The sequence below is a fragment of the Trujillonella humicola genome, assembly GCF_046233715.1.
In the GTDB taxonomy this organism is placed as follows: domain Bacteria; phylum Actinomycetota; class Actinomycetes; order Mycobacteriales; family Geodermatophilaceae; genus Trujillonella; species Trujillonella humicola.
The window spans coordinates 1-13,128 of the sequence record NZ_JBJNRJ010000077.1 but is presented as its reverse complement, the minus strand read 5'-3'; the positions used below and the strand labels follow the sequence as shown (position 1 = coordinate 13,128).

Genomic DNA, 13,128 nt, shown 5'->3' with positions numbered 1-13,128 from the left:
CCGCGACCAGCCGCTCGACGCCGGTGTCGAACAGCTGGTCGCGGCGCTCGACGAGGCCGTCGGTGTACAGCAGCAGCGTGGAGCCGTCGGCGAGCACGACGTCGGCGTCGGTCCGCGGCGTGCCGGGGCGGACGCCGAGCAGCAGGCCCGGGCGGCCGCCGTCCAGCAGCCGCACGGTGTCACCGGGCGGGACGACCACCGGCGGCAGGTGCCCGGCGCTGGACCAGGTGACGGCGACCCGGCCGCCGCCGACCGGGGTCAGCCGGGCGACGAGCACGGTGGCCAGGGCGCCGAGCCCCAGTCCCGCGATGGCGGCGTCGAGCCGGCCCAGCACGCCGGCCGGGGTCTCGGCGCTGTCGTAGGCGATGCCGCGCAGCAGCCCGCGCAGCTGGGCCATGTCGGCCGCCGCGGCGGTGTCGTGCCCGACGACGTCGCCGATCACCAGCACGGTGGAGCCGTCGGGCTGGGTGAAGACGTCGTACCAGTCGCCGCCGACCTGCGCCTCGCGCGCGGCCGGCACGTAGCGCACGGCCACCTGCAGGTCGGGACGACGCGGCGGCGCGGTGAGCAGGCTCCGCTGCAGGGTCTCGGCGGCGCGCACGATGCTGCGCTGCCGGGCGTACATCGCCTCGAGCAGGTGGGTCCGCAGCTCGGTGGCCTCGGCGACCTGCTGCGGGGTCCACGGCTCGGACCGGCCGCGGACGGTCTCCCGCCAGCGGTCGAAGGACTTGCGCGGGCTGAGGCGGACCTCGTCGCCCTCGCGCTCGGCGATCGCCTTGTTGTGCGGGTCGCCGCCCCAGTCGATGTGCCGGACGGCCTCGCCGCGGTGCCACAGCAGGTACTGCCCCTCCGGCAGCGGCAGCACGAGCACGCCGCAGGCGACGTCGGCCGGTGCGCCCAGCTCCGGGGCGACGGCGGCCAGCGCGTCGGCGGCGACGACGTCCTCCCCGCGACCGGCCGCCCACGCGGCGATCCGGGCGGCGAGTCCCTCCGGCAGCGGCGCGCCCCGGCTTCCGGCGGTGCCCTGCAGGCAGACGCTCACGCCGTCGGCGGGGAGCAGGTCGAGCAGGCTGGGGGAACCGAGCAGCGAGTCGGTGAGTGCGCGGTCCTCGTCGAGGGTGGCCGCGGTGAGCCAGGCCAGCGTGGAGCGGACCTGCAGCGCGCGGTGCACCTCCTCCTCGGACTGGCGGTCGACCAGGCGCAGCGACAGGGCCGACCCGAGGAACTCCGCGGCGGCCCGGGTCGCGAAGGGCGGTGCGTGCGGGCCCGCGTAGTGGTGGCAGGCGATGAGCCCCCACAGCCGCTCCTCGCGCAGCAGCGAGATCGACATGGAGGCGCGCACGCCCATGTTCTGCAGGTACTCGACGTGGATCGGCGAGACGCTGCGCAGCGTCGAGTGGGTGAGGTCCAGCGGCTCCCCGGTGGCCGGGTGGGTGACCGGCTCGATCGGCGCCGGTACGTACCCGACGTCGGAGATCAGCCGGATCCAGTTCCTCTCGTACAGCGCCCGCGCCTGGGCCGGGATGTCCGACGCCGGGTAGTGCAGGCCGAGGAAGGAGTTGGGCACGGACTCCGCTCGCGCCTCGGCCACGACCTCGCCGTTGTAGTCGGCGTCGTAGCGGTAGACCATCACGCGGTCGAAGCCGGTGAGCGAGCGCACCGCCCGCGCGGTGATGTCGTAGAGGTCCTGCAGCGTCGCGGCCCGGTTGAGCTCGGACACGGTGCCGCGGACCGCCCGGTAGGTGTTGGGGAAGGAGAACGGCCGCGGCCCGCGGGCCGGCTCCAGCTCCACGACCAGCGCGGTCGCCGCCGGGAGGTCACCGCCGGGCACGTCCCCGGCCTGCCGCAGCAGGACGCGGTGGAGGATCGCGTCGACCGGCACCGGGGCGCCGTCCACATCGAGGGTCAGCTCGACCGGGTTGCGTTCCCGCAGGTCGCCGAAGGCGCTGGCCGACCGGGCGACCGCCTCGGCCGCCGGCACGCCGACGACCTCGGCCAGCGGCCGGCCCAGCGCGTCCTCCCAGGCGACGCCGACCAGGTCGGCCAGGTTCCGCGAGACCTGCCGGACCACCTGGCCCGGCTCGTCGACGGTGAGCAGCACCCCGCGCGGCTGGATGCTCCCGGGCACGTGGATGGGCTCGCGCTCGCAGTTGCCGAGATCGATCGTCGTGCCCGGGGGGAGGAGCTCCACCTCCCCGTTCACGCGGGCAGCCTCGCCGGTCCGCACCAGTCGGCCAGCGCGGTGAAGGTGGTCCGGGCCGCGCCGACGAGGCGGTCGGCGTCCCCGCCGCCGGCCACGTGCGCGCGGGTGGCCCGCCGGAAGGCGTGCCACATCGCGCCGGTGTCCTCGCCGTAGGGGCTGAAGGCGCGCAGCCGGGCGCCGCCGGACAGCTCGGGGAGGGCCGCGAGGTGGCGGTCGATGAAGGTCCCGCCCAGCGTCGAGCCCTCGAGCACGTACATCCGGCCGAGGGCCTCGTCGGTGTCGGCGACGGGCGGCAGGTCGGGGCAGCCGGGTGCGTCGTCCGGGCGGCCGAGGGCCGTGAGGTCGGCGGCGAACAGGCCGGCCCGCCGGCGCCGGTCCCATCGGAGCTGCGCCGCGGCCTCGGGCTCGCGGCCGGCCCAGTCGTCCAGGCCCTGCTCGGCGGACACCCAGAACCCGTGCATGAACTCCAGCACGGTCGCCAGCCGCTCCCGCGTCAGCGCCGGGTCCATCAGGCCGAGGGTCTCCTCGACCCGCTCGTGCTCGGCGGCCGTGGCTGACCGCAGCACCGTGAGGACGTCGGCGTCGCCCCCCGTGTCTCGAGGCAACGCCTCTCCTCCCAGTTGTCTGTCGAGGGTAGGTCACCGGGAGCTCCGGGGCGCGCCGGTGCGGGCACGACCGGTTGTGTCGTGCCACCACCACGAGGGGGACGGCCGCCCGGCGGCGCGGACCGTCGCGTGGCCGGGTCCCGGAGCCCGTACGCGCGTGGCTGGCCCGGCACGCGTCCCCGACCTAGCGTCGACGGCGTCGGAACCACCCGCCGGAGGCGCCCGTGACCGGTACGAAGGCAGCCCTGCTGGCCGCGTCCCGCCGGCCGGCCCTGCGCCGGGCGCTGGTCGGCGTGCCCGCCACCCGCCGGGTGGTCGACCGCTTCGTCGCCGGGGAGACGCTGGACGACGCGCTGACCGCCGTCCGCCGGCTCACCAGCTCGGGCATCGCCGTCACCCTCGACCACCTCGGGGAGGACGTGACCGACCGGGACCTCGCCCGGCGCTCCCGCGACGCCTACCTCGCCGCCCTCGAGGGGCTCGCTCCGCTCGGCCTCGGCGGGGACGCCGAGGTCTCGGTGAAGCTCTCGGCGTTCGGCCAGGCCCTGCCCGGGGGCGAGGAGGTGGCGCTGGAGCTGGTCCGGCCGGTCGTCGAGGCGGCGACGGCGATCGGCACCACCGTCACGCTCGACATGGAGGAGTCGTCGACGGTGGACTCCACGCTGCGGGTGCTCGCCGAGCTGCGCCGGGACCACCCGCGCACCGGCGCCGTCCTGCAGGCCGCGCTGCTGCGCACCGAGGACGACGTCGCCGCCCTCGCCGTCCCCGGATCGCGGGTGCGGCTGGTCAAGGGTGCCTACGACGAGCCGCCCGCGGTGGCCCACGTCGACCGGGCCGCCGTGGACGGCTCCTACGCCCGCTGCCTCGGCGTCCTGATGCGCGGTGGCGGGTACCCGATGGTCGGCAGCCACGACCCGCGGATGGTGGCGCTCGCCCGGCGGCTGGCCGGGCAGTACGGGCGGGCGCCGGACTCCTGGGAGGTGCAGATGCTCTACGGCATCCGCCCCGCCGAGCAGGCCCGGCTGGCCGCCGACGGCGTGCGCGTGCGGGCCTACGTGCCCTACGGCGCCGACTGGTACGGCTACCTCGTGCGCCGCCTGGCCGAGCGGCCGGCCAACCTGCGCTTCTTCCTGCGTTCCCTCGCCACCACCCGCTGATCCGCCGAAGTGGCCACTTCGGCGGCAACCGACCCCGATGGAGGAGGCCCCGTGGACGGCGTCACCCGCGTCCCCCCGCCGCGCAACGAGCCGGTGCTCGGCTACGCCCCCGGCTCTGCCGAGCGGGCGGCGCTGGAGGCCCGGCTGGCCGAGCTCGCCGCCGAGCCGCTGGAGCTGACCGCCACGATCGGCGGCGAGCAGCGGATGGCGGGCGGCGAGCGCTTCGACGTCGTCCAGCCGCACCGGCACGCCGCCGTCCTCGGGACGTCGGCGCACGCCACCTCCGCCGACGCGGCCGACGCCGTCCGCTGCGCGAAGGAGGCCGCCCCCGGCTGGCGCGACCTGTCCGCCGACGACCGCGCCGCCGTCTTCCTCAAGGCCGCCGACCTGCTGGCCGGGCCGTGGCGGCAGACGCTGAACGCCGCCACCATGCTCGGCCAGAGCAAGACCGCGCAGCAGGCCGAGATCGACAGCGCCTGCGAGCTGATCGACTTCTGGCGCTACAACGTGCACTTCGCGCGCGAGCTGCTCGCCGAGCAGCCGGCGTCGGCGCCGGGCACGTGGAACCGGATCGACCACCGGCCGCTGGAGGGCTTCGTCTACGCGGTCACCCCGTTCAACTTCACCGCCATCGCCGGCAACCTGCCGACGGCGCCGGCGCTGATGGGCAACACGGTGGTCTGGAAGCCCGCGCCGACCCAGCAGTTCGCCGCGCACTTCCTGCTCCGGCTGCTCGAGGCGGCCGGCCTGCCGCCGGGGGTGGTCAACCTGGTGACCGGGGACGGCGTCGCGGTCTCCGAGGTCGTGCTGGCCGACCCCGACCTCGCCGGCATCCACTTCACCGGCTCGACGCGGGTGTTCCAGCACCTGTGGCGCACCGTCGGGGAGAACATCGCCGGCTACCGCGGCTACCCGCGGGTGGTGGGGGAGACCGGGGGCAAGGACTTCGTCGTCGCGCACCCCTCGGCCGACCTCGACGTGCTGCACACCGCGCTGGTCCGCGGGGCGTTCGAGTACCAGGGGCAGAAGTGCTCGGCGGCCTCGCGCGCCTACGTGCCGCGCAGCGTCTGGGCGCGGCTGCGCGACGACCTGGTCGCCACCACCGAGTCGCTGGCGATGGGCGACGTCACCGACCTGTCGAACTTCCTGGGCGCGGTCATCGACCGCCGCTCGTTCGACCGGCTCTCCGGTGTGCTGGACCGGGCGCGGTCCGACGACGCGCTCACCGTCGTCGCCGGCGGCACCTGCGACGACGCCGAGGGCTACTTCGTCCGCCCGACGGTCGTCGAGGGCTCCGACCCGGAGCACGACGTCTTCACCACCGAGTACTTCGGGCCGGTGCTCGCCGTCCACGTCTACGACGACGCCGACTACGACACGGTGCTCGCCCAGATGGAGTCGGTCGCGCCGTACGCCCTCACCGGGGCGGTGATCGCGCAGGACCGGGCGGCGATCGCGCACGCACAGCGCTTCCTGCGCTTCGCGGCCGGGAACTTCTACGTCAACGACAAGCCCACCGGCGCCGTCGTCGGCCAGCAGCCGTTCGGCGGCGGGCGCGCCTCGGGCACGAACGACAAGGCCGGCGCGGCGCAGAACCTGCTGCGCTGGACGAGCACCCGCGTGGTCAAGGAGACGTTCGTGCCGCCCACCGACCACCGCCACCCGCACATGGGCTGAGGTGGAGTGCGACGGCGCAGGAAACCTGCGCCGTCGCACTCCACACCGGGGCGTTGTGCGCCCACCCGCGCGGACCGCCGGGCGCCGGGCGGGTCATGCTGCTCGGCGGGCGACGGCGCCCGGGGGAGGGCGGACGGACATGGACGGCGGCAGGGCGGCGGGCACGGCGGCGGACGCGGCCGAGCGGAGGTCGCTGCTGCGGCGGCCGGCGATGCGCGCGCTGATGGCCGTGACGGTGCTCGGCTTCGCCAGCTACTGCCTCACGCTGGCGTCGCTGCCGACCTACGCCGTCCAGGGCGGCGCGAGCGAGACGACGGCGGGGATCGTCACCGCGGTCTTCCTGCTGGTGACCATCGTCTCCCAGATCTCGGTGCCGGCCCTGACCGCGCGGTTCGGCGTCGGCCCGGTGCTGGCCGCCGGCCTGGTGGCGATCGGGCTGCCCTCGCCGCTGTACGCCCTCGGGGACGGGCTGGTCTGGCTGTCCTGGCTGTCGGCGGTGCGCGGCGTCGGCTTCGGCATCATCACCGTCCTCGGTGCCCTCCTGGCCGCGGCGGTGGCCCCGCCCGAGCGCCGCGGCGAGTCCATCGGCCTGTACGGCCTGGCCATCGCCGTACCCAACCTGGTCGCCGTCCCCGCCGGGGTGGCCCTGGTGCTGGCCGGGCACGCCGGCTGGCTGGCGTGGCTGGCCGCCCTCCCGCTGCTCGGGCTGCTGTTCCTGCCCGCGCTCGTGCGCACCGCGACCCCGCCGGCGCCCTCGCCGGGCGGCGGGGCCGGGCGGCGGGCGGTCGGCGCGTCGCTCGCACCCGCCCTGGTGCTGCTGGTGGTCACCCTGGCCGGAGGCGGGGTGGTCACCTTCCTGCCGATCGAGCGGCCGGACGGCTGGCTGGCCACCGTCGCCCTGCTGGTCATGGGGGTCACCACGGCCGTGGCGCGCTGGCGGGTCGGGATGCTCGCCGACCGGCTGGGCACGCGCCTGCTCCTGCCGCTCGGGCTGGCGGTCGGCGCGGTGGGCATTGCACTGCTCGGCGGGGGCCTGGCGTGGGGCGACGGCTGGGTGCTGGCCGCGGCCGCCCTGTTCGGCGCCTGCTACGGCTCGGTGCAGAACCTGACGCTGCTCACCGCCTTCGCCCGCTCCGGTCCCGCGGGGGCGACGACGGCCAGCTCGATGTGGAACGCGTCCTTCGACGCCGGCACCGCGCTCGGTGCCCTCGCACTGGGCTGGGTGGCCGCCGGGCTGGGGCTGTCGTGGACCTACGTCCTGGTCGCCGCCGTCCTCGTCATGGCCGGCCCGCTCGCCGTGGCGGCCACCCGCCCGTACGCGCCAGCGGGCTCACGGGGTCCGTGATGTCGGCCTCCCTGCAGGGGCCCGCCGCGAGCCCGCGAGCGGTGGGGGGCAGGGAGGTCCTTCATCAGCCGGCCAGGCGGTCGGCGGCCGCCCGCAGCCGGCGCAGCAGCTGGACCTCTTCGGCGGCCCGCAGCAGCCACACCCGCAGTCCCTCGGGGTCGGTGCGGTTGCGGTCGCGCAGCACGCCGAGGTGCACCTGGCGGGTGGCGGCCTGGGCCCGCTGGGCCGGCGGCAGCCGGCGCCCCTCCGCGCGGGCGACCGCGGTCAACCCCGCCCCGAGGAAGGCGAGGTCGCGGACCTCGGTGAGCTCCGCGAGCAGGGCCGTGGCGGAGTCCTGCGACTCCTCGAGCCGGCGCAGCAGGTCGTCGGCGCGGTCGCGGCCGGCGGTGAGGTCATCGGGGGCGGTCACCCGCCCACTGTCCCACCGCCGGCCGCCGTCCCGAGGCGCGCGCCGAGCACCAGGAGTCCGGGGTCCTCGGTCAGGCGTCCCGGCGGGAGAAGGCCCAGGCGGCCACCGCGAGCAGCGCCGCCACCTCCGCGGCGAAGACGGCGAACCCCGTCCAGGGCCCGAGCAGCTCCGGGTTGAACGACACGGGGGTGGTCACCGCCGAGCCCGCGTTGCCCGGCAGCACCTTGGCCACCCACTCGCCCCAGGCGCCGGGCAGCAGGAACGCCATGGTCCCCACGACGAACACCAGGGCGAGCACGGTCGACAGCGCCGCGGCGGTGTGCCGGACGAGCAGCCCCACGGCCATCGAGAGCAGTCCCAGCCCGGCCAGGTACAGGCCGCTGCCGACCAGCGAGCGCAGCACGCCGTCGTCGGACAGGGACAGCCCGATCCCCTCGGCGGAGAGGAACGCATTGCCCCCGAGGTAGCCGGCGAACGCGGTGACCGTTCCGGCCACGACCAGGGTGCCGGCGAGCACGACCGCCTTGGCGGCGAGGACCGGCCCGCGCCGCGGTACGGCGGCCAGCGTCGCGCGGATCATCCCCGTGCCGTACTCGCTGGTCGCCGCCAGCGTGCCGAGGACGACGGCGGTGACCTGGGCGATCATCAGCCCCCAGGTGACGAACGAGGCGGGTGACTCGTCGGCCTCACCGCTGGCCAGCCAGTCGGCGCTCGTCGCGCAGACGAGCACGGTCAGGCCGGCGCCGAGCACGAACAGCGTGCCCACCGACCAGGCGGTGGAACGCACCGACCAGAACTTGATCCACTCGGCCCGGAGGACGTCGCCGAACCCGGGGGCGCGGGTGCGGGCGACGGCGGTCCGGTCGGCCACGGCGGCGGTCATCGCGCGGCTCCCGCGGGGGCGGTGCCGTACTCGACGCTCTCGGCGGTGAGGGTCATGAAGGCGTCCTCCAGGGACGACTGCACCAGCGTCAGCTCGTGCAGGACGAGTCCGTGCGCGCCGGCGAGGTCGCCGACGCCGGTGGTGTCCAGGCCCCGGACGCGCAGCTCTGCGCCGTCGGCGGCCACCTCCGCGCCGGAGCGGCGCAGCAGCGCGGCCAGGTCCGCGACCTGCGGGCTGCGGACCCGCACGTGGGCGGCGGCGTGCCGGGCGATGAAGTCGGCGGTCGCGCAGTCGGCCAGCACCCGCCCGCGGCCGATGACGACCAGGTGCTCGGCGGTGAGCGCCATCTCGGCCATCAGGTGGCTGGAGACGAACACGGTGCGGCCCTCGGCCGCCAGCTCCCGGGCCAGCGTGCGGACCCAGCGGATGCCCTCGGGGTCCAGCCCGTTGACCGGTTCGTCGAGGACGACGACGGCCGGGTCGCCGAGCAGCGCGACGGCGATGCCGAGCCGCTGGCCCATGCCGAGGGAGAACCGGCCGACCCGCTGGCCGGCGACGCTGTCCAGGCCGACCAGGCCGAGGACCTCGTCGACGCGGGAGATCGGCAGCGCGTTGCTGGCGGCCAGCCAGCGCAGGTGGTCGCGGGCGGTCCGGCCGGGGTGCAGGGCGCGGGCCTCGAGCAGGGCACCGACCTCGCGCAGCGGGGCCGGGGAGTCGACGTAGCGGTGCCCGTTGACGGTGATGCTGCCCCGGGTCGGCCGGTCCAGGCCGAGGAGCATGCGCATGGTCGTGGACTTCCCGGCGCCGTTGGGGCCGAGGAAGCCGGTGACGCGGCCGGGCTCGACGGTGAACGAGATCCCGTCGACGGCGGTCCGCGTGCCGTAGGTCTTGGTGAGCTCCCGGGCGACGATCACGGCGCGGCCGTCCGGGGCGGGGCTGAGGCGGTCATGCCGTCGAGGCTCGCGGGCGCCGTCCGCCCGGTACATCCGGGACGGCCCTGACCGGCCCCCCATCCGTCCCCGACTCCCGTCCCGGGGGCCGACGGCCCGGCGTGCCGCGGTCAGGCGGCGGCGCGTGCCACCCCGCGCTCGCGGGCCAGGTCGACGGCGGCGGCGCGGCCGCCCCGGTTCGCGCCGATGGTGCTCGCCGTCGGGCCGTAGCCGACCAGGTGCAGCCGCGGCTCGCCGGCCACCCGCGTGCCGTCGACGGGGATCGCGCCGCCGGGAGCCCGCAGGTGCAGGGGTGCGAGGTGGGCGACGGCGGCGCGGAAGCCGGTGGCCCAGAGGATGGCATCGGCACGGACGGCGCGGCCGTCGTCCCAGGCGACGCCGTCGGGGGTGATGCGGTCGAACACCGGCAGCCGCTCGAGGACGCCGCGCTCGCGGGCCGCGTCGATCCAGGGGGTGACGACGAGCCCGGTGTTCCCGACGACGCTGCCCGGCGAGCGGCCCTCCCGGACCGCCGCGGCCACCCGCGCGACGACCTCGCGGCCGGCGGCCTCGTCGAACGGACCCGCGCGCCAGACCGGCGGCCGGCGCGTCACCCACGTCGTCGAGGCGACCTCGCTGATCTCGCCGCGCAGCTGCAACGCCGAGGCGCCGCCGCCGACCACGACCACCGACCGCCCGGCGAACTCCGCGGCCGAGCGGTAGTCCACGGTGTGCAGCTGCCGCCCGCGGAAGGTCTCCTGACCGGGGTAGCGCGGCACGAACGGCCGGGTCCAGGTGCCGGTCGCGCTGACCACGGCGCGGGCGGACCAGGTCCCGGCGGAGGTCTCGACGCGGAAGCCCCCGCCGTCCCGGCGGACCGCCGTGACCCGCACCGGCCGGTGCACCGGCAGGGCGAAACGGCGCTCGTAGTCGGCGAAGTACGCGGGCACCGCCTCGGCGGCCGGCTGCTCGCCGCGGCCGGGGAAGGGCAGGTCGTGCACGCGGTGGGTCGTGCCGACGGTGAGCGAGGGCCAGCGGTGCCGTCAGGCGCCGCCGGGGCCGTCGTCGGCGTCGAGGACGACGAAGCCGCTGTCCCGGGCGACGCCGAGCCGGGCCAGGTGGTACGCCGTGCTCAGGCCGCCCTGCCCCCCGCCGATCACCACGACGTCCACCGCGCGACTGCTCACGACTCGGCAACGCCGGGGCGCGCCCCTCGCTTCCCCGGCCGGGCCGGAACCGTCGCCCCGCTCATCTTGCGCCGACCTTGCGGCTGCCGGGCGGGACAGCTGAGGAAGGGCCGCCAGAGTCGTCCCTGTCGCCGGGAACGCCCGCCGACGAGCAGACCGAGGGAGAAGCGCAGTGACCGTCCAGACCGCTCCGGCCGCCCGTCGACGCCGGAACCGTGCCCGCGTGGCCGCGTCGGTCGCCGTCCTGGGTGTCACCGGCGCCGTCGCCGGCCTCGCCACCTACGGCACCTTCACCGACAGCACCAGCCCGGTGGTCACCACCACCGCGACCGGCGTGGTGTCGATCGACCTGGCGAAGGGCGCCGGCGCGGCGACGCTGTCGTTGTTCCCGAACGGCGGCTTCCTGGCCGGTGACTCGGAGAGCAGCCCGGTCGACCTGGTCAACGACGGCACCTCGGCGCTCTCGCGGATCTCGCTGGCCTCCCGGGCCACGACCTCCAGCGCGCTGGACGCCGATCCGGCCGACGGGCTGCAGCTCACCGTGCGCGACTGCTCGGTGGACTGGGCCAAGGTCGACGGCGCCTGGACCTGCTCGGGCGCCTCCTCGACGCTGTACTCGGGCCGGATCCTGCTCGACGCGACGCTGCCCGGTCTGGACAGCCTCGCCCCCGGCGGCGTGGACCACCTGCTGCTCACCGCGGCGCTGCCCGCGACGGCGAGCGGTGGGTCGGTGGGCGGCGCCTCCAGCGCGCTGGACTTCACCTTCACCGCGGTGCAGCGCGACGGCGCCGCGCGGTAGAGCCGCACCTCGCGGGTCCGGTTCGGCCGGCGTCTCCGGTGCACGGGGGGACGGAGCAGCCGGCCGGGGGGAACCGGGCCCGCGGGGAGCAGGGAACGACCGGGGTTCTGCGACGCACGGGGGGACGCAGCACCCGGTCCGGGGGAACGAGCGGGGCCGGTGCGGACGGATGTCCGCACCGGCCCCGCTCGCCGTGCTGCCGGGGGTCAGGCCGGAGCCGGCTCCCCGGCGGGCGCGGTCACCCGGATGAGGTGGTCGAACGCGCTGAGCGCCGCGGTCGAGCCGGTGCCCATCGCCGTCACGATCTGCTTGTACGGCTCCGTGGTGCAGTCGCCGGCGGCGAAGACGCCCGGCACGGAGGTGGCACCGCGCTCGTCGACCACGATCTCGCCGCGCCGGGTCAGCTCGACGCTGCCCTCCAGCCACTCGGTGTTGGGCAGCAGGCCGATCTGCACGAAGACGCCGGACAGCTGCAGCTCGCGGCTCTCGCCGGAGGGCCGGTCGGTGTAGGTCAGCCCGGTCACGCGGCTGCCGTCGCCGAGCACCTCGGTGGTCGCCGCCGAGAGGACGACGTCGACGTTGGCCAGGCTGTGCAGCTTGCGCTGCAGCACGTCGTCGGCCCGCAGCCGGTCGTCGAACTCGACGAGCGTGACGTGGTCGACGACGCCGGCCAGGTCGATGGCCGCCTCGACGCCGGAGTTGCCGCCGCCGATGACGGCGACCCGCTTGCCCTTGAACAGCGGTCCGTCGCAGTGCGGGCAGTAGGTGACGCCCTTGTTGCGGTACTCCTGCTCGCCCGGGACCCCCACGTGCCGCCAGCGGGCGCCGGTCGCCAGGACGACGGCGCGGCCCCGGACGTGCGCGCCGCCGGCCAGCTCGACGGTGTGCAGCCCATCCTCGGAGTCCGCCGGCACGAGCTTGGCCGCGCGCTGCAGGCCCATCACGTCGATCTCGTACTCGGCGGCGTGCTGCTCGAGCGCGGCGGCGAGCTTCGGACCCTCGGTGTAGGGCACGGAGATGAGGTTCTCGATGGCCATCGTGTCGAGCACCTGCCCGCCGAGCCGCTCGCCGACGACGCCGGTGCGGATGCCCTTGCGGGCGGCGTAGATGCCCGCGGAGAACCCGGCCGGGCCGGCGCCGACGACGAGCACGTCGAAGGGGTCCTTGCCCTCGATGGCCTCGGCGGCGCGCTCGGTGGAGCTGGCGTCGAGCTTGCCGAGGATCTGCTCGAGGGTCATCCGGCCCTGGTCGAAGACCTCGCCGTCCACGAAGACGGTCGGCACGGCGAGCACGCCGCGCTGCTCGACCTCCTCGCGGAACACCCCGCCGTCGATGGCGGTGTGCCGGATCCGCGGGTTGAGCACGCTCATCACGTTGAGCGCCTGCACGACGTCGGGGCAGTTCTGGCAGGTCAGGGAGAAGACGGTCTCGAAGGTGTACTCGCCCTCCAGCGACTGGATCTGCTCGACCAGCTCGGGGGCGATGTTCGGGGTGTGCCCGCCGACGTGCAGCAGCGCGAGCACGAACGAGGTGAACTCGTGGCCCAGCGGCAGGCCGGCGAAACGGACGGACACGTCGGTGCCGGTGCGCACGATCGCGAAGGAGGGACGGCGCCCGTCGTCGTCCGCCCGCACGTAGGTGACCCGGTCGGAGAGGGCGGTGACCTCGGTCAGCAGCTCCCGCATCTGCGCGGACTTCTCGCCGTCGTCCAGCGAGGCGACCAGCTCGATGGGGCGCGTGACCAGGGTCAGGTGCTGCGCGAGCTGCTTGGCGAGGGCGGGGTCGAGCACGGGCACGTCGGGGCCTTTCGGGGCGGACGAGGGGCAGGGACGGGTCCGGGGGGGGGGGGGGGGGGGGGGGGGGGGGGGGGGGGGGGGGGGGGGGGGGGGGGGGGGGGGGGGGGGGGGGGGGGGGGGGGGGGGGGGGGGGGGGGG

At 76.2% G+C, this 13,128-nt stretch carries 12 protein-coding genes; 4 read left to right on the top strand and 8 right to left on the bottom strand.

The genetic code is table 11. From position 1 onward, the window contains the following. A partial coding sequence (locus tag ACK586_RS23655; protein WP_409332976.1) for a SpoIIE family protein phosphatase occupies positions 1 to 2,203 on the bottom strand: 2,203 nt, incomplete at its 3' end. Then, complete coding sequence (locus ACK586_RS23650; RefSeq protein ID WP_409332975.1) at positions 2,200 to 2,808, bottom strand: biliverdin-producing heme oxygenase; 609 nt, start codon at positions 2,806 to 2,808, stop codon at positions 2,200 to 2,202. The genes ACK586_RS23650 and ACK586_RS23655, both read right to left, overlap by 4 nt. A 224-nt stretch (positions 2,809 to 3,032) precedes the next feature. Here ACK586_RS23650 and ACK586_RS23645 point away from each other — a divergent pair, with 224 nt between their 5' ends. The 3 genes from ACK586_RS23645 (at position 3,033) to ACK586_RS23635 (ending at position 6,987) form a co-directional block, all read left to right on the top strand. Next, positions 3,033 to 3,965, top strand: coding sequence for a proline dehydrogenase family protein (locus tag ACK586_RS23645; protein ID WP_409332974.1), 933 nt, complete (start codon positions 3,033 to 3,035; stop codon positions 3,963 to 3,965). A 51-nt stretch (positions 3,966 to 4,016) separates the two neighbouring features. Further along, positions 4,017 to 5,642 (top strand): L-glutamate gamma-semialdehyde dehydrogenase, encoded by a 1,626-nt coding sequence (pruA, locus tag ACK586_RS23640; protein WP_409332973.1) that lies wholly within the window; start codon positions 4,017 to 4,019, stop codon positions 5,640 to 5,642. Positions 5,643 to 5,781: 139 nt separating this feature from the next. Beyond that, complete coding sequence (locus tag ACK586_RS23635; protein WP_409332972.1) at positions 5,782 to 6,987, top strand: MFS transporter; 1,206 nt, start codon at positions 5,782 to 5,784, stop codon at positions 6,985 to 6,987. 64 nt (positions 6,988 to 7,051) lie between these two features. On the opposite strand, the gene ACK586_RS23630 is transcribed toward ACK586_RS23635, so the two are convergent. The 5 genes from ACK586_RS23630 to ACK586_RS23610 all read right to left on the bottom strand — a co-directional run bounded on the left by ACK586_RS23630 (position 7,052) and on the right by ACK586_RS23610 (position 10,380). Next, positions 7,052 to 7,396 (bottom strand): hypothetical protein, encoded by a 345-nt coding sequence (locus tag ACK586_RS23630; RefSeq protein WP_409332971.1) that lies wholly within the window; start codon positions 7,394 to 7,396, stop codon positions 7,052 to 7,054. A 70-nt stretch (positions 7,397 to 7,466) separates the two neighbouring features. Next, positions 7,467 to 8,279, bottom strand: coding sequence for an ABC transporter permease (locus ACK586_RS23625; RefSeq protein ID WP_409332970.1), 813 nt, complete (start codon positions 8,277 to 8,279; stop codon positions 7,467 to 7,469). Next, positions 8,276 to 9,193, bottom strand: a complete 918-nt coding sequence (locus tag ACK586_RS23620) for an ABC transporter ATP-binding protein (RefSeq protein WP_409332969.1) — start codon at positions 9,191 to 9,193, stop codon at positions 8,276 to 8,278. The genes ACK586_RS23625 and ACK586_RS23620 overlap by 4 nt, the downstream gene beginning before the upstream one ends. Positions 9,194 to 9,339: 146 nt before the next feature. Beyond that, positions 9,340 to 10,209, bottom strand: coding sequence for an NAD(P)-binding domain-containing protein (locus ACK586_RS23615; protein ID WP_409332968.1), 870 nt, complete (start codon positions 10,207 to 10,209; stop codon positions 9,340 to 9,342). A gap of 42 nt (positions 10,210 to 10,251) precedes the next feature. Continuing rightward, positions 10,252 to 10,380: an FAD-dependent oxidoreductase gene (locus tag ACK586_RS23610; RefSeq protein WP_409332967.1), complete on the bottom strand. Its 129-nt coding sequence runs from the start codon at positions 10,378 to 10,380 to the stop codon at positions 10,252 to 10,254. A 238-nt stretch (positions 10,381 to 10,618) separates the two neighbouring features. Here ACK586_RS23610 and ACK586_RS23605 point away from each other — a divergent pair, with 238 nt between their 5' ends. Further along, positions 10,619 to 11,194: a hypothetical protein gene (locus tag ACK586_RS23605; RefSeq protein WP_409332966.1), complete on the top strand. Its 576-nt coding sequence runs from the start codon at positions 10,619 to 10,621 to the stop codon at positions 11,192 to 11,194. A gap of 206 nt (positions 11,195 to 11,400) precedes the next feature. Here ACK586_RS23605 and ahpF read toward each other — a convergent pair whose 3' ends face one another. Next, positions 11,401 to 12,990 carry an alkyl hydroperoxide reductase subunit F gene (ahpF, locus tag ACK586_RS23600; protein ID WP_425330395.1) on the bottom strand — a complete coding sequence of 530 codons (1,590 nt, stop codon included), beginning with the start codon at positions 12,988 to 12,990 and terminating at the stop codon, positions 11,401 to 11,403. Between the last annotated feature and the right edge of the window lie 138 nt (positions 12,991 to 13,128).

Bases quoted from the DNA above. Each gene is read 5' to 3' on its own strand.
- ACK586_RS23635 (WP_409332972.1), top strand. From the start codon at position 5,782: ATGGACGGCGGCAGGGCGGCGGGCACGGCGGCGGACGCGGCCGAGCGG.
- ACK586_RS23625 (WP_409332970.1), bottom strand. From the start codon at position 8,279: ATGACCGCCGCCGTGGCCGACCGGACCGCCGTCGCCCGCACCCGCGCC.